Annotated in this window: 17 protein-coding genes; all 17 read left to right on the forward strand. The window is 35.4% G+C overall.

Going from position 1 to position 19,421, the window contains the following annotated elements:
- Nucleotides 1-49 precede the first annotated feature (49 nt).
- The 17 genes from BM207_RS06650 (at nt 50) to BM207_RS06730 (ending at nt 19,417) form a co-directional block, all read left to right on the forward strand.
- On the forward strand, nt 50-1,159 hold the full coding sequence (locus tag BM207_RS06650; protein WP_090992789.1) for a glycosyltransferase family 4 protein: 1,110 nt from the start codon (nt 50-52) through the stop codon (nt 1,157-1,159).
- Nucleotides 1,153-2,007 carry an ABC transporter permease gene (locus BM207_RS06655; protein ID WP_090992790.1) on the forward strand — a complete coding sequence of 285 codons (855 nt, stop codon included), beginning with the start codon at nt 1,153-1,155 and terminating at the stop codon, nt 2,005-2,007. Before BM207_RS06650 ends, BM207_RS06655 begins: the two co-directional genes overlap by 7 nt.
- A 13-nt stretch (nt 2,008-2,020) precedes the next feature.
- On the forward strand, nt 2,021-3,247 hold the full coding sequence (locus tag BM207_RS06660; protein ID WP_090992791.1) for an ABC transporter ATP-binding protein: 1,227 nt from the start codon (nt 2,021-2,023) through the stop codon (nt 3,245-3,247).
- A 59-nt stretch (nt 3,248-3,306) separates the two neighbouring features.
- Nucleotides 3,307-4,137, forward strand: a complete 831-nt coding sequence (locus BM207_RS06665; protein WP_090992792.1) for a glycosyltransferase family 2 protein — start codon at nt 3,307-3,309, stop codon at nt 4,135-4,137.
- Nucleotides 4,138-4,168: 31 nt separating this feature from the next.
- Entirely contained in the window at nt 4,169-5,110 is a 942-nt protein-coding gene (locus tag BM207_RS06670; protein WP_090992793.1) for a glycosyltransferase family 2 protein, read from the forward strand.
- Nucleotides 5,103-7,238: an NAD-dependent epimerase/dehydratase family protein gene (locus tag BM207_RS06675; RefSeq protein WP_090992794.1), complete on the forward strand. Its 2,136-nt coding sequence runs from the start codon at nt 5,103-5,105 to the stop codon at nt 7,236-7,238. Before BM207_RS06670 ends, BM207_RS06675 begins: the two co-directional genes overlap by 8 nt.
- A 1-nt stretch (nt 7,239) precedes the next feature.
- Entirely contained in the window at nt 7,240-8,163 is a 924-nt protein-coding gene (locus BM207_RS06680; protein WP_090992795.1) for a glycosyltransferase family 2 protein, read from the forward strand.
- Nucleotides 8,160-9,284, forward strand: a complete 1,125-nt coding sequence (locus BM207_RS06685) for a glycosyltransferase (RefSeq protein ID WP_090992796.1) — start codon at nt 8,160-8,162, stop codon at nt 9,282-9,284. Before BM207_RS06680 ends, BM207_RS06685 begins: the two co-directional genes overlap by 4 nt.
- Before the next feature lie 74 nt (nt 9,285-9,358).
- Nucleotides 9,359-10,504 (forward strand): glycosyltransferase family protein, encoded by a 1,146-nt coding sequence (locus BM207_RS06690; protein ID WP_218155025.1) that lies wholly within the window; start codon nt 9,359-9,361, stop codon nt 10,502-10,504.
- Between the two features lie 3 nt (nt 10,505-10,507).
- A complete protein-coding gene (locus BM207_RS06695) occupies nt 10,508-11,767 on the forward strand; it encodes a glycosyltransferase family 4 protein (protein ID WP_090992798.1) in 1,260 nt (419 codons plus the stop codon).
- Nucleotides 11,760-13,031: a glycosyltransferase gene (locus BM207_RS06700; protein WP_090992799.1), complete on the forward strand. Its 1,272-nt coding sequence runs from the start codon at nt 11,760-11,762 to the stop codon at nt 13,029-13,031. Before BM207_RS06695 ends, BM207_RS06700 begins: the two co-directional genes overlap by 8 nt.
- Nucleotides 13,032-13,249: 218 nt before the next feature.
- The gene (locus tag BM207_RS06705; protein ID WP_177217072.1) at nt 13,250-13,915 is read left to right on the forward strand and encodes an FkbM family methyltransferase; all 666 of its coding nucleotides are present in this window, start codon (nt 13,250-13,252) and stop codon (nt 13,913-13,915) included.
- The gene (locus BM207_RS06710; RefSeq protein ID WP_177217073.1) at nt 13,916-15,064 is read left to right on the forward strand and encodes a glycosyltransferase family 4 protein; all 1,149 of its coding nucleotides are present in this window, start codon (nt 13,916-13,918) and stop codon (nt 15,062-15,064) included.
- Nucleotides 15,054-16,025, forward strand: a complete 972-nt coding sequence (locus tag BM207_RS06715; RefSeq protein WP_090992801.1) for a glycosyltransferase family 2 protein — start codon at nt 15,054-15,056, stop codon at nt 16,023-16,025. The genes BM207_RS06710 and BM207_RS06715 overlap by 11 nt, the downstream gene beginning before the upstream one ends.
- The gene (locus BM207_RS06720) at nt 16,022-17,419 is read left to right on the forward strand and encodes a hypothetical protein (protein WP_090992802.1); all 1,398 of its coding nucleotides are present in this window, start codon (nt 16,022-16,024) and stop codon (nt 17,417-17,419) included. The genes BM207_RS06715 and BM207_RS06720 overlap by 4 nt, the downstream gene beginning before the upstream one ends.
- Nucleotides 17,416-18,579, forward strand: a complete 1,164-nt coding sequence (locus BM207_RS06725; protein ID WP_090992803.1) for an XrtY-associated glycosyltransferase XYAG1 — start codon at nt 17,416-17,418, stop codon at nt 18,577-18,579. The genes BM207_RS06720 and BM207_RS06725 overlap by 4 nt, the downstream gene beginning before the upstream one ends.
- The gene (locus BM207_RS06730; RefSeq protein ID WP_090992804.1) at nt 18,569-19,417 is read left to right on the forward strand and encodes a glycosyltransferase family 2 protein; all 849 of its coding nucleotides are present in this window, start codon (nt 18,569-18,571) and stop codon (nt 19,415-19,417) included. The genes BM207_RS06725 and BM207_RS06730 overlap by 11 nt, the downstream gene beginning before the upstream one ends.
- The last annotated feature ends 4 nt before the right edge of the window (nt 19,418-19,421 follow it).

A 19,421-nucleotide genomic window follows, 5' to 3' on the forward strand; every position in this document is an offset into this window, starting at 1 on the left:
GTCATTGCGAGCGCAGTCCCGTCATTGCGAGCGCAGCGAAGCAATCTAAATGAAAAATAATTCTCGCGTACTCTTCTTAACCCTTCACACTTTCAGTTTAACCGGAGGAATAGAAAAGGTATGCCGATGTGTAGCAAAAGCGCTTTCGGACATCCTTACAGGAACAGATTTTTCCCTCCTTTCCTTACATGATAAGAACGCTGATTTGGATACACGATATCTATCTACTGCTAACTTTGAGGGTTTTAGCAGCAGTAAAGTTAGCTTTGGGATTTCTTCTTTGTTAAAGGGTATTCGTTCCAAGCAAGTAATCTTAAGCCACATTAACTTATTATTATTTGCCATGCTGATAAAGTTCTTTTCTCCTCAAACTAAAATTATTTTATTTGCTCACGGCATTGAAGTTTGGAGACCTCTCTCCTCTTGGAAGAAAAAGTTCTTACACCACCATGTGGAGATTTGGGCAGTAAGTAGCTATACCGCATCGAAATTAGTTGAAATGCATCAGCTTGAGCCCTCCAAAATAAAGGTACTAAACAATGGTTTAGATCCTTTATTTGAGCTTCCTCACCTCTTTGAAAAACCACTATCTTTACTAAAAAGATATAATATAAATGAGAACCAGCCAACTCTTTTCACACTAACAAGATTATCATCTCAAGAAACTTATAAAGGTTATGACAGGGTAATAATGGCAATTCCTAATCTTTTAAAGAAATTTCCTACCTTACATTATTTCTTAGCAGGTAAAGCGGATAAGGCAGAAAGAAAAAGAGTAGAAGATTTAATTGAACAGTTAAATCTTAAAGCAAACGTAACTTTAATTGGCTTCGTGAAAGATGAAGAGCTATTAGATCATTACCAGCTAGGCGACATTTTTATCATGCCAAGTACGATGGAGGGTTTCGGAATTGTATTTATTGAAGCCGCTGCCTGTGGTGCGCAAATCATTGGTGGAAATAAGGACGGAAGTGTGGATGCCTTACTAAATGGCAAAATGGGTACATTGATAGATCCAAGCAATTCGGACGAAATGACTGTGGCTATTGAAAATAACCTCATAAATAAAAAAGAACCAAGGCTCATACAGGACCTATGCATCGAGAATTTTAGCTATGCAAAGTATGTAGACCAAGTTAAAAAACTAATTTTATGTTAAAAGACAATCATAGCTGGACCATTGAAGCGAAAAGCTCCTTAATTGATCTTAAGTTAAGAGAGGTATGGGCTTATCGCGATCTTTTAGGGCTGTTGGTAAGAAGAGATTTTGTATCATTTTACAAGCAGACCATTTTAGGGCCCCTATGGTTTTTTATTCAGCCCTTGTTTACAACGATTATCTTTACGTTCATCTTTGGTAATTTAGCGGGCATTTCTACAGACGGTTTGCCTAAGCCGCTATTCTATATGGCTGGCATTACCGCTTGGAATTATTTTGCAGATTGTTTAACCAAAACGTCAACAGTTTTTAAAGATAATGCCAATATTTTCGGTAAAGTTTATTTCCCTCGCTTAATTATGCCCTTAAGTATTGTAGTGAGTAACCTTGTACGCTTCGGGGTGCAGATGATTCTATTTTTGATGCTGGTAGCATACTATTACTTTACTGGTGCATCATTTCAAATTACCTGGGCAATTGCATTATTTCCAGTTATAGTGGTTTTAATGGCGCTATTGGGCTTAGGTACTGGAATGATCATCTCGGCTATGACTACCAAGTACAGAGATTTGGCTTTCTTGGTTACTTTTGGAGTGCAGCTGTTAATGTATGCCACATCTGTAATCTACCCACTCTCAACGGCTATTGAAAAATATCCTGCCTATAGTTGGATTATTGAATTCAACCCAATGACACCCATCATTGAAACATTTAGATATGGCTTTTTAGGTGAAGGTGCTTTCAGTTGGGGTGCCTTGGGATATGCTACGGGGATAACAATGCTATTTTTAATATTAGGTATTGTCATTTTTAACAAGGTAGAGAAAACATTTGTTGATACGGTTTAATCAAATTATTTAGATGTCTAATATTGCAATTAAAGCAGAAAATTTAGGTAAAGCATACCAATTAGGACAAATCGGAACAGGTACGATTAGTAGAGATCTTGAGCGTTGGTATGCACGTATGCGCGGCAAAGAAGATCCATACCTTCGAATTGGTGAAGCAAATGACCGCAGCATTAAAGGGGAGAGTGATATTGTTTGGAGTTTGAGAGATCTCAATTTCGAGATAGAGCAAGGTGATGCCGTAGGGATCATTGGTCGAAATGGAGCAGGAAAAAGTACGCTGTTAAAAATATTAAGTAAAGTTACTGCCCCTACCACAGGTAAAATTAGTGGACATGGGCGTATTGCCAGTTTATTAGAGGTTGGCACCGGTTTCCATCCCGAACTAAGTGGCCGGGAAAATATTTTTCTGAATGGAGCTATTTTAGGAATGCGTAAGAAAGAAATTCAACGTAAGTTCGATGAGATTGTAGACTTCGCAGGGATAGAAAGATACATTGATACGCCAGTAAAACGATATTCTTCCGGTATGTATGTTCGTCTGGCATTTGCTGTGGCCGCACATCTCGAGTCTGAGATTTTAATTGTTGATGAGGTGTTGGCGGTTGGTGATGCAGAGTTTCAAAAGAAGTGTTTAGGAAAGATGGGTGATGTAAGTAAGGGTGAAGGAAGAACGGTGCTTTTTGTTAGTCATAATATGCAGTCAATTAATCGCTTGTGCAATAAATCATTGTTATTGAAAAATGGAAAAAACATTGGATTTGACACAACTAATAGAATTATTGAAAAATATCAAGAGGCACAATCCAAATTTCAAGAGTTGATTATATCCAATAAATATGTAAGCCGCCTTCGTTTTAATCAAATAGAAGATTACCTACAAATTGAATGTTATTACCAAAACTGCGAAGATTTTGATTTTCCGTTCCTAGGGTTTATAGTGAGCGACATCTACAATAATAAAATTTTTGGAACTAATCCAAGAATTAAAATCCCTGAAATAGAAATTAAGAAATCGTCACGAGGGGTTATAATCGCCGAGATTAGAAATCCTAAATTATTAAATGGAACTTATAATTTATCGGTCTGGTTCGGCAATGGTAAAGATGATTATTTTATTGGTGAAAACATTCTTTCAATCCAGATCTCCGACATGATTAATCTAGACAAAGATGTTTCTCCCAATGATATAGGATCAGTATACCCTACAGTTGACTGGAAGCAACTGGATAATTTATAACTTCCAATCTTAAACAAGTCTTCAAATTAAGGAGAAATACTCTTCAAAAAATAATTTCTATGAAATCCGAATCGCCTTTGGTATCGATTATAGTACCTTGCTATATGCAAGCCAAATACTTAGAGGATGCATTAAAATCTGTACTCGATCAAAACTATCAGAATTGGGAATGCATTATAATAGATGACGGATCTCCAGACGAAACGGAAATTATATCTCGCGAATGGGAAAAAAAAGATAAACGTTTTATTTACATAAGAAAAACTAATGGTGGTCTTTCCAGTGCTAGAAATAGTGGAATAGTTTTAGCTAAAGGCGAATTTATTCTTCCCTTAGATGCTGACGATAAAATTGGAAAGGAGTATATTCAACAAGCAATTGAATTATTCACTACATCAAGAAACACTACATTAATTTATTGTAAAGCGGTTAATTTTGGTGCCGAAAATAAGGAGTGGGAACTAGGAGTTTATAGTTACTCAAATCTTTTGATTTCTAATATGATATTCTGTTCTGCAATTTATAGAAAATCTGATGCGGTGAGAATAAACGGCTATGATGAAAATTTAAAGAACGGTTTAGAAGATTGGGATTTTTGGATAAGGTTACTCGATAAGAATTCTAATGTAGTACAACTAAAAACAATAGGCTTTTATTATAGGTTGAAGGAGTCTTCAATGATTAAAAATCTTCATGAAACTGAAAATTTATTCAAGCTTGTTAAGAGAGAAATCTATATTAAAAACATCGAAATATATGATGAGCATTTTGGAGAAATACACGCTATTTTAAAAAAACAATTGCATCTTATTGGATTTGAAAAACGCGTTAAGAGTATGATAGCCTATAGACTTCTTAACTCAATTAAATCCTTTTTGATAAAGAACTGAAGCTTACAATTTGTATCAGTAAATTCAACATATGTATTTAGTTAGCATAATAGTACCAAATTTTAATCATTCAATTTATCTAGAAAAAAGATTAAATTCGATTTTCTCACAAGACTTCATAAACTACGAGCTAATAATTCTTGATGATGCCTCGAGTGACGATAGTGATATCGTTATCAAAAAACTTATAGAAAATAAATCAAATATTACCTATATAAGAAACGATACAAATAGTGGTTCCACATTTAAACAATGGAATAAAGGCATTTCTATTGCAAAAGGAAAATACATTTGGATTGCTGAAAGCGATGACTATGCTGAAAACAACTTTTTATCCGTCCTTACTTCATATTTGGAAGAGAATTCGCAAGTAAGCTTAATTTATTGTCAAAGTCATTTAGTTTCAGAAGGAACAATTACGAATAATATCTTAAACTGGACGAATGATTTATCTAAGGATCTTTGGTTAAAAGATTTTTGTCTTGTTGGAAAAGATGCAGTATTACATTACTGGATTCATAAAAACATACTCATAAACGCAAGTTCCGCATTATTTAAAAAAAATGTATATCTAGAGTATGTTGAAGGAAATGAAAATTTCAAATTATGTGGAGACTGGTATACATGGATAAGTATGATGAGAGACCATAACCTTATGTTTTGTTCTCAGTCATTAAACTTTTACAGACGACACGACAACACTGTAACACATAGCTTAGGTAGGAAGATATTGGTAAAGAAAGAAATTCAAGATATTCATTTAATGTGTTTAAAACATTTTTGCAGCAGCAAAAAAGATTTTGAAGTATTGGAAGGTGCATTTTATAATAACTGGAAATCTTATATTTCTTTTTACGGCAAAAAGAAATATTTATCTCAGTATATCAAATCTTTATCTTTTTTTAAATTTCCAAAAAAAACTTGGTTAATAAAATTTACCATGAAAATCACAAAAGAAAAACTGAATGGATAACGTTGATTATAAAATATTAATTCTCGGCGGTGGTGCAGTAGTTAGAGAATACTACATACCTGCTTTAAAACACTTGAATTTACTAGATTCAATTACTATTATTGAACCTGATCCAAAGGCCTCCAAGCTACTAAAATCAGAAGATATATCTGTAATTGAATTAAAATATGAGACCTTTTTTGAACAAAATACGGACGAGTACAACTTCGCTATTATAACACTTCCAAACTACCTTCACGAAGATGCTATTCGGAATTGTACGAAAAACCACATAACTGTACTTTGCGAAAAACCTTTAAGTTTAAGTAGCAAGTCCTGTGAACTTATTGGGAAATACCAAGCAGAATCAAATGTTCAGGTTTTTACTGGAATGGTCCGTAGGTTTATGCCTTCCTTCAAAGCATTAAAAAACAGCTTAGAACTTGTGGGTAAAATTACCGAAGTGAACGTAGAAGACGGAAATCCTTTTGCTTGGGTAGCTGACACATATGCTTTTTTTGACCCTAAAAATGGAGGGGTGCTTGCAGACATGGGTGTACATTATCTGGATTTATTATATCATTTACTTGGAGAACTAAGTCCAGTGAGTTATAAAGATGACGCACACGGTGGCGTGGAAGCCAATTGTCAATACACTTTAAAAACTTCCAATAATATTCCCATCTCCCTTAAACTCTCCAGAACACATACGCTTAAAAACACTTTTGAAGTGATTGGAACAAAAGGAAAATTGTGGATAGAGAAAGATCAGTTTGCCTCGTGTTATTTTGAGGGAAATGATCAAACAACACATCAAATTAAGCTTAATAACGCCTTTAGTGATGATAAGCTCAATTATATATTCGAATCATGCTTTGTAGAACAACTCACTAACCTTGTTGAGAAAAAGGAGACTGAATTAGTTAATATAAAAGAAGCAACGGCTGTAGTGAGGCTAATCGAGTTTGCCTATGAGAACAGACCGTTGGCTGAGGTGAGGAAATCGGAAGATTCATACCTGGTTACTGGTGGAACAGGTTTTATTGGCTCGGCCTTAATCGAAAGACTATGGAGTGAAGGAAAAACAAACATCTTAGCTCCTGTAAGGAGTTATAAAAACTGTGCTCCTATTGCACGCTTTAAGATTGGTCTGCCAAGGTTAAACCTGTTAGATTATACGGAGGTAAAGGAGAGCCTAAAAGATAAAAAATACGTAATTCACCTTGCCTATTCTACTGACGGTGGGAATGCATATGAAATGAATGTTACTGCAACCCAGAACATAGTGAAGGCAGCTTGCGAACAAGGTGCTGAAGCAGTTGTGATATTAAGTACCATGAATGTCTATGGTTTTCCATCGGGTGTGGTAACAGAAAACTCGCCTCAAAATTCGGCTGGAGGGAATTATGGTAAAACTAAAAAGATCATGCAAAAGTGGTGCTTAGACTTTGCGAAAACACAACATAAAACGCGTATTATTGTTTTAAACCCCACCTGCGTTTATGGACCAAATGGAAAAACATACACCACCTTACCTCGCACTTTAGCGGATGGCAATCGATTTTGTTGGATTGAGGAGGGTCAGGGTTTAGCAAATGTTGTATACATCGACAACTTGTTAGATGCTATTGAAAAAGCTTTATCAGTGAAAGCTGCACATGGTCAGAACTTTATCATAACTGATGGTGCATTAACATGGAAGGATTTTTTTACTCCCCTCTTAGGCAAAAAGGCTGAAACAATTCCTTCACTAAAAACAAGTGATTTATTAAATGCAACTTTTAACGAAAAAACCTCTACTAAACAAATACTTAGGTATCTATTAAGCAATTTTGAATTCGTTTCCTTAATTAACGCTCATCCGTTCTTAGGCAGTGTTAAAAAATCATTATTTTCGAAGATACCCAGTTTTAGGGGGAAATTAGACGATCAACGCCAAATAGTATGGTCAGCATTAAGCCAAGATATGCTAACCACTAACACTGAGGAAAAATTTAATCCTCCTACATGGCTTAATGAGTTATTTGGTTTAACGAGAAGTAGATTTTCTTCAAAAAAGGCAAATGAAATTTTAGAATGGAAATCTAAGATATCTATTGATGTAGGATTGAAAAACACTAAAGCTTGGTTGGAGGACTCATTAAATTAACATGGTTTCGGTAATTATTCCAGCATATAACGCTAGCAAAACGATAACGCAAACTTTAGAATCAGTCTTTGCACAAGATTATTCTCCGATTGAAATCATTATAGTAAATGATGGGTCGACTGACGCTACGGAGTCAATATTAGCTAATTACGGAACTAAAATTAAGTTAATATCCACGCCAAATAAAGGCGTAAGCCATGCACGAAATTTAGGTTTGAGCCATGCCCGCGGCGAATATATTCAATTTCTAGATTCGGATGACCTTATACTACCAGGGAAATTAACCTTGCAGGTAAAAGCTCTCCAAGAAAATGATGCCGACGTGGCATATGGCAATTGGCAAAGGTTTATACAAGAAAATAAAAAAATCTTGGTCACTGAAACTGTTAACCAGCAAATAACTGGAGATGTCGAGATCGCTCTTTTCACCAATTTTTGGTGCCCCCCTGCTGTCTTGCTATATTCAAAGCGAATCACCAATCGATTGTCCTGGAATGAAAATTTACCGGTAATCCAAGATGCAAGATATTTACTTGATGCAGCGCTTGCTAAAGGAAAATTTGTCTATTTACCAGCATTAATGGCTCAATATAGAGACGGTCAGCAAAATTCACTTTCCAAAAGGAATGATACTGCTTTTGTGAAGGATTGTGTGATGAATGCACGCGATATAAGTCAAATATGGGAGGCCGATTTTGGCAATAATCCACTGAAAAAGAAAGCAGTGATAGATGTTTTAAGACATGGTATTAATCGGTTAACATTGCTAGATAACCATACTGCTCAACAGGCTATCGATTTTCTATTGCAAATAGAACCAAATTATATTCCAGAGGAAAAGGGATTATTACGATATATTTCTAAGCTAATTGGCTATAAAAATGCTGAAGGCATTGCCAGAATCAAAAGGAAGTTGCTAGAATGAAGATCTGTTTAGTTTCAGAATATTTTTATCCACAGAGTAAGGGAGGGACTGAAAAGTATGTTTTCGAATTAGCTAATAAGTTAATTTTAGAAGGAAATGAGGTCGAGGTTATCACTGTCAGTCTTACTGAATTCGCAGACTATCAATATCACGGTATTTCTGTGAAAGTGGTTAAACTTGCTAACAACCTAGACTTGTTTGCGGATATTCTAACTAGGGAAAAGTATAATCGAATACACTTCCATACGCTCACACCTGCATTTGATACCTATCATATTGCGGTAGCCCAAACAACAGGTGCTGAAATTTATTTTACTGCTCACATTCCTGCAGTGACTTGCATTCGTGGTGATTTAATGCAATTTGGAAAAATAGCATGTGATGGTTATATACTTAAACATCGGTGTACATCATGTTATATCAGTAAAAAAAAAATACCAAAACCTTTTTCAAATTTAATTGGAGGACTTACTACTCTCATAAATTATCCGAAAGGCATAAGCAGTGCAGTAGAAATGAAGCTCGCCGAGATTTCAGCTTTAAACAGACTTTGCAACAAGGTATTCATTTTTACAGATTGGCAGAAAACGATTTTCATCAAAAACGGGTTTGAGCCAGAGAAATTAGTTCAGGTTCGGCAAATGGAAGTTGCTGCACCGCCAAAGGATACAGACTTTCCGGTTATAAGCAGAGGAAAAAACAAAATAAAGATAGGTTTTGTGGGCAGGATAACTTATGAGAAAGGACTTCACATTTTGTTAGATGCTTTTTTAGAAGCTAAAATAGAAAAATTGGAATTGCATGTGGCGGCAATTGTTCCGGATAAACAAGACCCATATTTTCATAAACTTATTAAGTTATCCAATGGCAATGATAATATTTTTTGGGAGTTCGATTTAAATAATACTGATATCCAAGAATTTTATCAAAAAGTCGATCTCATTTGCATTCCTTCAATTTGGTACGAGACAGGACCATTTGTCCTCTACGAAGCCATCAAATTCCAGCTACCTATTATCGCCAATAATTTAGGAGACATGGATGCGTGGAGAAAAAAGGGCTATTGGATAAAGACCTATAACAATAAGAAAGAGTTATTAGACTCACTTTTAAAATTATGAGTTTAACAATAACGCTGATCACAAGTAGTCATCTAAGCTCTAATCCGAGGCTAGTTAAAGAAGCTAGCGCATTATTGTCTGCAGGATATAAGCTAAATATACTCTGTGCACAAAATTTAGCTGAGCTTTCTAGATTTGATGCTGAAATTTTCGAACAGCTTTATCCTGCGAATATTCATATTATTAATTATCAGAAAGAGACTTTGTGGGGACGGTATTTGAGGGTAAAATCAGCTATAAGGTTAAAGTTAGTTAATGCTGGATTTATAAAATCGTTAAAGAAATACAAATGGCTTGCGCAAAGTCGTATGCTCCCAGAGATGAAATTTGCCTTAAAATCAATAAAAACTGATCTTTATATTGCACATACAGTCGCGGCATTTCCTGCGGCGGCCTGGGCAGCAGAATACCATCATAGTAAATATGCGCTTGATGCGGAAGACTATCACAGTGGTGAAACAAATAATATTGAAAGGCAACAAATCATAACTGCGCTTGAAAACGAATTCATTCAGAACTGTGCCTATCTCAGTACAGCAAGCCCACTCTCAAGTGAGTTCTACCGGAAAAGATATCCAGAAGTCAAGATAATTACAATTAATAACGTATTCCCGTTTAGTCATATAAATTCAGAAGGGAGCACCGTTTCTAAGCCATTAAAACTTGTGTGGTTTTCTCAAACTATTGGTTTAAATCGAGGTCTTCAGGAGTTTATTCAGGCATTATCTGCGCTTGAATTTAATTTATTTGAACTGCATTTGAGAGGCAGTTATACAGAAGAGGTTAAATCTGCCTTATTAAATTACACAACTGAGGAATGGAAATCGAGAATATTCTTCTATCCCCAGTGTTCTGGTATTTACCTCGAAGAATGGCTAAGGCATTTTGATATTGGTTTAGCATTAGAACACTCAGGGGACCTTAATAAGAAACTTTGTATCTCCAATAAAATTTTTCAATACATTTCCGCTGGTTTAGGGGTAATAGCAACCAATACCAATGGGCAAAAATGGGTTTTTGATAAAACTCCAGGTATTGGAATTGTGGTAAGAGAAGATGATATGGGATCGGCAGCATGCCAATTAGCCTACTGGACTGAAAATCCTGAAACTCTTGAAACAGCTAAACAGCAATCGGTAAATGCCGCAAAACTAATATTTAACTGGGACTTAGAAAAAAATAAGCTCCTAGAGCAAATTTCGTTGATTAGTAAAAATTAAGGGATGCCTAAAACTGAGAAATTAAATAATAGTGTTATCCATTCTTTTCCAGGAATTGGCATATTTACAACAAAAACCATTACCGCATATCAGGAAGCTGGTTGGTTAAACAAGATGTTAACCACAATTGTTGTCAATAAACAGAAAAATTGGGTTAAGTTAGTTCGTTTTCTATATCCAAGCATCATATATAAATTTAAGAGCCGAAACTTTAGTGAAATTCCCGTGAATAAACAGAAACTATATCCTTTTAAAGAAATTTTAAGACTAGTTGCTGTGAAATTTTTTTCTTTGATAACTGCCGATAAAATATGGGAGTGGGCTGAACTTAGTTTTGACAAATGGGCAGCTAAACAATTAAATTCTAAAATAAAGATTGTACATGCTTATGAGCATGCCGCCTTAACTACATTTGAGAGAGCTACACAAATAGGAATTATTAAGATTCTAGAACAAACCAGCCAGCATTATGCATTTTATGAGAATCTAATAAATGAGCAATTTGAAAGATATCCTCATTTGAAGTCTACATATAATGAACGGATCTCTGGAGATCTTCTGTTGAAAAGAAATAATAGAAAGAAAAAAGAACATGAATTGGCTGATTTTATCATATGCAATTCAACATTTACAAAAAGAACACTCCTAAATGCTAGTATCGAGGAGAAAAAAATTATCGTGATACCCCTAGCATTTCCAGAAGCCGTCACCAAGTCTCCAATCAGGTCCACAGAAATTTTCACCTTCCTATATGCAGGTTCTTTAAGTATTAGAAAAGGCACACACCTTTTATTAGAAGTTTGGGAAAAAGAATTCGCTAATCAAACTAACGTTAAACTCATTTTAGTTGGCAAGAATTTACTTCCAGCAGCCGTAACAGCAATAAGGGCAAGTAATATAGAAATACATGATTTTGTACATCAAAGTGAACTTGAAAAATTATATGATCAAGCAAACATTTTTGTCTTTCCAACATTAGCTGATGGTTTTGGAATGGTAATAACAGAAGCAATGGCCAGAGGATTACCGGTGATTGCTAGTGACAATTCAGCCGGCCCAGATTTAATAGAACATGAGCACAGCGGATTGATCATAAAGGCTGGAGAAACATTAGATTTATTTGAGAAAATGAAATGGTGCATTGACAATAAGGATGTTTTGTCGAACATGGGGGAAAAGGCGCTAATGAGAGCCAAAGTATATCAATGGCCTGCCTACCAGAAAAAATTAATTACTGAGCTCTCCCAACACATTGATGCCTAAGGTTCTAATCATTTCACCGTATTTCCCGCCCAGCAATGCTGCAGACATGCAGCGTGTGCGGACGAGCCTGCCTTATTTTGAAAAATTTGGATGGATACCCGAAATAGTTTGTGTTGAGGAAAAATATTCGGACTTAACTAAAGATCACCTTTTGCTTAAATCGGTTCCACCTAATATCAAAATACATCGCGTTGAGGCATTCTCAAAAAAATGGACCTCAAAATTAGGCTTGGGTAGCATTGCGTTAAGATCTATATGGTTTTATAAATCTTATGTAAATCGACTTTTGCAAAAAGAAAAATTTGACCTGATTTATTTCTCAACCACCCAATTTCCAGTATGCATTTTAGGGAGCTATTGGAAAGGAAAATTTAATATTCCTTATGTAATTGATGTACAAGATCCGTGGCACACTGAATACTATCAGTCAAAGCCGAAGAGCGAGCGTCCAAAAAAATATTGGTTCTCTTATCGCCTGAACAAATACTTAGAACCAATTGCCATGAAAGAGGTCGACGGCTTGATAAGTGTTTCTAAGGATTATGTATCCTCTTTAATCGAAAGGTATCCTAAATTAGCTAATAAACCAAGCGACATTATTCCATTTGGAAGCCACGTACTAGATTTTGAAATAGCAAATTGCCATATTAAAAGTAAAAGTATTGAGTTGGATAGTTCAAAATTAAATATAGTTTATGTGGGTGCCGTTGGTCATATCATGAGGGAAAGCATCACTTTTCTATGTAACGCATTAGCCCAACTCAAAATTAGCAATTACCAGCTCTATAGGCAGATCCAATTTTACTTTATTGGAACCAGTTACGCACCAAATAACGAGGGCTTTCCCACAGTATTACCATTAGCTAAAAGTTACGCTATTGAAGATGTTATTACAGAGCAACCTAATCGAATTGGTTATTTTGAATCACTAGCAACCCTAAAAGAGGCAAGTGCTCTACTTATCCTTGGGTCAGATGATCAGGCATATAACCCGTCTAAAATTTTCACTTATGCATTAGCAGAGAAACCAGTAATTGCTATTTTCAAATCAGAAAGCCCTGCCAAACATCTTATTAACCAATACTGTGAAGCCACCATCTTAGATTACGAGGGAAAGTCTGCTGTGAAGGAGTTCGAGTTATCCATAAAAAATTTAGTAGAAAAGTACCCTCATTCTTTAATAAACGAAACTGTGCTTAAGTTGAATAAAGCACAGGAATTTACTGAGCGACAATGCAATCTCTTTAATAAAATTATTAAATGAACGCTTTCAGAAGAACTTTTGGGTTTATTAACCAGCATCCATTGGCAAAACGACATCTCATAAAGTCATATTTGCGCTTCATATTTTGGCAATTTAGATCGCGTATATACTTTGGTTTAATAAAAGTCCATTTCTTAGAAAAAACTTACTTTTTAGCGAAAAAAGGATTGACGGGCCTAACTGGGAATATTTACACAGGTCTGCATGAATTTAATGATATGGGTTTTTTATTACACTTCTTGAGATCTGGCGACACATTTTTTGACGTTGGAGCCAATGTAGGGTCGTATACGCTGCTCGCATCATCTGTCTGCAAAGCAAAATCAATTAGCTTTGAGCCAATTCCGCAAACTTATGATATACTAAAGCAAAATATCGAACTCAATAAAATCGTTCATTTAGTGCAAGCGGAGAATAAAGGCGTAGGAAAGGAAGTCGGCAATCTCAAATTTACTACAAATGGTGATACAACAAATCATGTGCTCATTGGCGATGACGGAAATACGGCCGCAGTGAATGTTCCCGTAGTAACGTTAGATGGCTATTACCCATCTTCAAAGCCTGCTTTACTTAAAATTGATGTGGAGGGCTTTGAGACAGAGGTACTCAATGGAGCATCTAGTATATTGCAGGATAACTGTTTGAAAGCCATAATTATTGAACTAATTGGTGGAGGTGCTCAATATGGTTATGACGAAAATGAAATTCATTTAAAATTACTTGATCTCTCCTTTAAATCTTATACATATGATCCAATTACAAGAGCACTAAAGGAACTTCAAAGTATTAGGAATTCCAACACCATTTACATACGGGATCTTGCTTTTGTCGAAAAGAGATTAAATGAAGCTAAACCATTTGAAATTTTTAATGAAAAAATTTAATTGACAAAACTCGCAATCATCGTTACCCACCCTATCCAATACTATGTGCCATTATTTCGATTATTGGCAAAAATTTGTGATTTAAAAGTATTTTATACCTGGGGAGAGGGAGGCTTAGGTGAAAAATTTGATCCAGATTTTAACCGAAAAATTAGCTGGGACATCCCTCTGTTGGATGGCTATTCTTTTGAAGTCGTTAAAAACACGGCTAGTGATCCCGGTTCTCATCATTTTATGGGAATTCGTAATCCCGATTTAATAGGTCAACTAACAAATTTTAATCCAGATAAATTACTTGTGTATGGCTGGTCATATGCAAGCCATTTAAAAGTGATGAGACACTTTAAAAATAAGGTTCCTATTTATTTTCGAGGTGATTCTAATCTATTAGATGATCAAAGCAATGCTAAAAAAGTAATCCGTTCACTCCTTTTAAAATGGATTTACAGTTATGTTGATACTGCATTTTATGTCGGAGAAGCCAACAAGCGCTATTATGAACAGTTTGGTTTAAAACCTTCTCAACTTATTTATCTACCCCATACGATAGATAATAACCGTTTTTCACAAGATAGAAGCACTGAAAGCAATACATTACGTAAAGAATTAGGTCTCAACACCGATGATATACTTATTTTGTTTGCAGGAAAATTTGAATCCAAGAAAGATCCGGAAACCTTGTTAAGTGCATTTTTAAAACTGGATAATCCAAAAATTCATATTCTCTTCGTCGGAAATGGTGAACTTGAATCAAAGCTCAAAACCCAAAGCTCAGGATCTCGTGCTCAGAGAATACATTTTATGAATTTTCAAAATCAAACGGAGATGCCAGTAATTTATCAAGCGTGTGATCTATTTTGCTTACCTTCGAAGGGTCCTGGTGAAACATGGGGGTTGGCTATAAATGAGGCAATGGCAGCTGGAAAAGCTGTTATAGTAAGTGATAAAGTTGGCTGTCATTTTGATTTAGTAAATTCTTCAAATGGCTTTATATTTAAAGCAGGTGATGAAGGAAAATTAACCTCAATTTTAATTTCCCTTACCAAAGAAGACTTGCTTCAGAAGGGCGTTGAATCAAAACAAAAAGTAAAACATTTTAGTTACCAAATTGCTATAGATATTATTAAAAAACATTTAATTGAAGCCTGAAATATCGATCTTATTACCTGTACGCAACGGTGCTGATTTCATTTATGAATCCATTGCCTCTGTTCTAAAACAAGATCATCTGAATTTTGAACTCTTAATTAGCGATGATCATTCAAATGACAATACCTTAGCAATTATTAATCAATTTGACGATGACAGGATTACTGTTTTTAAACAATCAAAAGGACTTGGTCAGTTTGGCAACTTTAATTTTTTATTAAAAAATGCAAAGGCGCCAATTGTCCAATTCTGGAGCCATGATGACGTTATGCTCCCTGAATTAGTCAGTACTGTGCTAAACTTTCATCAAACTCATCAAAACCTTGGGATGAGCTATTGTGGAAGCAATTACATAAATGAAGCCGGAGAAATAACCATCTCTTGGCAAGATGACCAAACCCCAGTAGTATTAAATCAATTAACTTATGCACAATTTTCAATCGCATTTGGTTGTTTAGCAGGAAGCATTTCTCAGGTTTCGCTCAATATAAAAAATATTGAAGGTGATTTCTTGTTTAATGAAAACCTAAAGCATTCTGGGGATTTTGAGCTATGGACAAGAATAGCTAAAAAGTATCCAGTGGGTTTTATTAATACGAAGTTATGCTTGATTAGAAATCATGCAAATCAAGTTACCCATAGGCCCGTAAATACGCTGCACTCCATTTTGGAGAATATTCCGATACTACGTGAGCTCTTATCAAGATTAAATGCCCCAGATTATTTTAAACAAAAAGTAAAGAGAGAAATAGTCCTAGTTTACTATTTTAATACCGCTATCAAGCTTTTATATAATCGAGAATTTAAAGCTTTTACAACAGGTCTCAGTGCATTAGCAAAGGAAGATAATATTTTCTTGCTTGCTTTATATTGGGCAAAGTCTAAAGCTTTAGGTAAAGCTCATTTTGCAAAACATAAGGCATCTTTAATCGATCAACTTTTTACACCTAGCGATAGATGAACGAATACTATATCAAATTTGGAAGTCTTAAAATTGGGATTGGGATAATTCTTGTCCTTTCTCTATTTACTATTAATCCACTTGCAACATTTTTAGCCATACTTTATCTACCGGTTTCCGCTAAATTGCTATGGAAAAAAAACGAGCCACCTGTACTATTTTTTGCACTACTAATGCAATGGGCACAAGTATGTGTAAAAGTGCTTTATGCAGATTACATTTTTCAAGACTTTGGAAATCTATTTCTGTATTTCACAGATATCCATAAAGCGTATTACTATAGTTTGTCATCACTTTATGCGATAAACATAGGTATCTTTTTGGTGTTAAGGAATAAGGAACCAATAACTTTCGAGGTAATCAAAAAGAAATTTGAAGACTACAACCTTAAGAAGGTTACGATTACTTATATAATTGCGACCGCGACACTACCTTTTATAATTTTAGTCTCTTATTTGATTCCAGGTACGCAACAATTTTTCGTTAAGCTTCTAGACTTAAAGTGGGCACTGTTTTTCATGCTATTTTGTAGATATTTTCTTTTTGATGTTAACAAAAAAATTATTTACATCATATTGGTTCTAGAAATATTGATGAGTTTTACAGGCTACTTTAGTAGTTTTAAGGATTTCTTCTTTATAGGGGGTATAGCATACATCTTCGTTAAAAGGTCATTTAGCCTTGTAAACTATATGTTCTCAAGTGTCATTGTAGTGTTACTTTTTAACTTGCTAGTTGTATGGCAATATGTTAAACCCGAATACAGAAAATATCTTTCTGGAGGCGAAAATGCACAATCTGTAACAGTTTCCAAATCAGATGCCCTTTTGAAATTATATGATTTGACATCCGAGTCAGAAAATATCAGATATGAGGATGCAGTAGTTACACTATTGGACCGTATGGCTTACATCGATATTTTCTCAGCGGCCATCACCTATGTGCCTCATGCAAAACCACATGAAGAGGGACGCCTGTGGTTTGATGCAATTAGTAGAATTTTTATGCCTAGAATTTTGTTCCCAAATAAAAGCATCATAGATGATACTGGAAAAACAATAACGTACACTGGTCTTCCTTTTGCGGGCTCAGAGTCAGGAACATCAATTAGTTTGGGATATGTCGCAGAAACATATATTGATTTTGGCTATCCGCTAATGTTAATTCCCTTGTTGTTATGGGGAGTCTTAATTGGCCTTATTTTTAATTATATAATTAAAAACTCTTATAACGAGTTATGGGGCTATGCGTTGATTATGCCGTTCACATTTCAAATTAATCTCTTTGAAACTGCATTAGACAAAGCTTTCGGGAGTATGATTTTCTTCGTGCTTATTTGTTGGTTCCTAAATAAATACGTGATCAAAAAAATCGATCAATATATTACCAATTGAAAATCCTCCAAATCACCCCTTCCTATAAACCCGCTTACATTTATGGTGGTCCAACCATGTCTGTAGCAAAACTATGTGAAGCATTGGTGCATGACAAGGATTCCAATCTCGAAGTACTCACTACCACTGCTAATGGAAAAAATGAACTAGACGTTGAACAAAATAAACAAGTAAACGTTGATGGCGTTCCCGTTACCTATTTTAAAAGAATTACAAAAGATCATACGCACTTTTCACCAGCTTTGCTCCTAGCGCTCCGACAAAAGATCAAGAACCAAAATAATAACGCCCTAGTTATTCACATACACTCCTGGTGGAACCTAGTCACTATTTTCAGTTGCTGGGTAGCAAAGCTATACCAAATTCCTGTTGTAGTGTCTCCACGGGGTATGCTCACCAACTATACCCAAAACAACCGCAATTCTTTCTTCAAACAGATATTGCATTCTCTTATAGGAAAATCATTATTAAAATATGCGCATATCATCGCCTCAAGCGAACAAGAAAAAGAAGATGTGCTGCAAATTATCAGACCAAAAAGTATCAATATTCTTCCCAATTTGGTTAGCCTGCCAAAAAACTTACAGACTCAGAATACAGGTATGAATCCCTCAACATTCCAGCTACTATTCCTTTCTCGAATAGAAGAAAAAAAGGGGCTCGACATCCTATTTGATTCATTAGCAAGCCTGACAACTATCCCATGGCACCTAACCATCGCCGGAACTGGTAAAGAAACCTACCTTGAAAGTTTGAAGCTGAAAGCTAAAAGTTTAAAAATAGACTCCCACATAAATTGGCTGGGACAAGTTGGCAACAGCGACAAATTTAAACTCATGGCAAAGCACGATTTGTTAGTACTAACTTCTCACAACGAAAATTTTGCTAATGTAGTGATTGAAAGTTTGCATGTGGGTACTCCCGTATTTATAAGCAGGGAAGTTGGTTTAAGCAGCTATGTGGAAGCAAATCAATTAGGATTCATTACCAGTGTAGATTCCCGGCAAATTACTGAAGATCTTCTCCAGGCTTATAAAAACACAGCAAAAAGACAAAGTATCCGATTGGAAGCACCCCTATTCATCGCGAAGGACTTTAACGAAGAAGCACTTACACAAAAATATTTAACGCTGTACCAGCAAATCTTAAATGAAACCTGATTTTTCTTTTATCATCCTCACCTACAACGAAGAGGTTCACCTTCCACGCCTATTAAAGTCCATCGAAAAACTAGGTGCTAAAATCTATATTCTCGACAGTGGAAGCACCGATAATACCTTAAAAATTGCAGACCAATTTAGCGCAGAAGTTAAAACCAACAAGTTCGAAAATCACCCTAAACAATGGCATTATGCGTTAAATAACTTTCAGATTGATACGCCATGGACCATTGGCCTCGATGCAGATCAAATTGTTTCACCCGAGCTATTCGAGATGCTGGCAAGTTTTAAAGACGAAGACTTTAAGGAAATAAATGGCATCTATTTTAATAGAAAAAATTACTTCCAGGGTACTTGGATTAAACATGGTGGATATTTCCCATTCTACCTCCTTAAAATGTTTAGAACGGGCATAGGTTATTCAGATTTGAATGAAAACATGGACCATCGTTTTATCGTTCCCGGTAATACGGCAATCTGGAAAAAAGGATACTTAATAGAAGAAAACCTCAAAGAAAACGACCTGGATTTTTGGATCGAAAAGCACAAACGTTATAGCGACCGCGTTGCGGAAGAAGAGTTTGAACGCCTACAAGGTTTAAGATCGCAAACTTTAAATCCTACTTTGTTCGGAAATCCAGATGAAAGAACTGCCTGGCTTAAAAGATTATGGTGGAAATTACCCCTCGGATTGCGCCCATATTTATATTTTACATACCGTATGTTATTTAAACTTGGTATCTTAGATGGAAGGAAAGGGATATACTTTCATTATTTACATGCACTCTGGTTTCGCAAATTAATAGATAAGAAAATAGTAGCCCTAAAAGCAAAATAAAACT

Origin of the sequence: Pedobacter insulae, assembly GCF_900113525.1 — a bacterium.
In the GTDB taxonomy this organism is placed as follows: domain Bacteria; phylum Bacteroidota; class Bacteroidia; order Sphingobacteriales; family Sphingobacteriaceae; genus Pedobacter; species Pedobacter insulae.

What these genes read in the sequence shown, in the direction of transcription:
- BM207_RS06650 (WP_090992789.1), top strand. Translation starts at nt 50, where the DNA reads ATGAAAAATAATTCTCGCGTACTCTTCTTAACCCTTCACACTTTCAGT.
- BM207_RS06655 (WP_090992790.1), top strand. Translation starts at nt 1,153, where the DNA reads ATGTTAAAAGACAATCATAGCTGGACCATTGAAGCGAAAAGCTCCTTA.
- BM207_RS06660 (WP_090992791.1), top strand. Translation starts at nt 2,021, where the DNA reads ATGTCTAATATTGCAATTAAAGCAGAAAATTTAGGTAAAGCATACCAA.
- BM207_RS06665 (WP_090992792.1), top strand. Translation starts at nt 3,307, where the DNA reads ATGAAATCCGAATCGCCTTTGGTATCGATTATAGTACCTTGCTATATG.
- BM207_RS06670 (WP_090992793.1), top strand. Translation starts at nt 4,169, where the DNA reads ATGTATTTAGTTAGCATAATAGTACCAAATTTTAATCATTCAATTTAT.
- BM207_RS06675 (WP_090992794.1), top strand. Translation starts at nt 5,103, where the DNA reads ATGGATAACGTTGATTATAAAATATTAATTCTCGGCGGTGGTGCAGTA.
- BM207_RS06680 (WP_090992795.1), top strand. Translation starts at nt 7,240, where the DNA reads ATGGTTTCGGTAATTATTCCAGCATATAACGCTAGCAAAACGATAACG.
- BM207_RS06685 (WP_090992796.1), top strand. Translation starts at nt 8,160, where the DNA reads ATGAAGATCTGTTTAGTTTCAGAATATTTTTATCCACAGAGTAAGGGA.
- BM207_RS06695 (WP_090992798.1), top strand. Translation starts at nt 10,508, where the DNA reads ATGCCTAAAACTGAGAAATTAAATAATAGTGTTATCCATTCTTTTCCA.
- BM207_RS06700 (WP_090992799.1), top strand. Translation starts at nt 11,760, where the DNA reads ATGCCTAAGGTTCTAATCATTTCACCGTATTTCCCGCCCAGCAATGCT.
- BM207_RS06705 (WP_177217072.1), top strand. Translation starts at nt 13,250, where the DNA reads ATGGGTTTTTTATTACACTTCTTGAGATCTGGCGACACATTTTTTGAC.
- BM207_RS06720 (WP_090992802.1), top strand. Translation starts at nt 16,022, where the DNA reads ATGAACGAATACTATATCAAATTTGGAAGTCTTAAAATTGGGATTGGG.
- BM207_RS06730 (WP_090992804.1), top strand. Translation starts at nt 18,569, where the DNA reads ATGAAACCTGATTTTTCTTTTATCATCCTCACCTACAACGAAGAGGTT.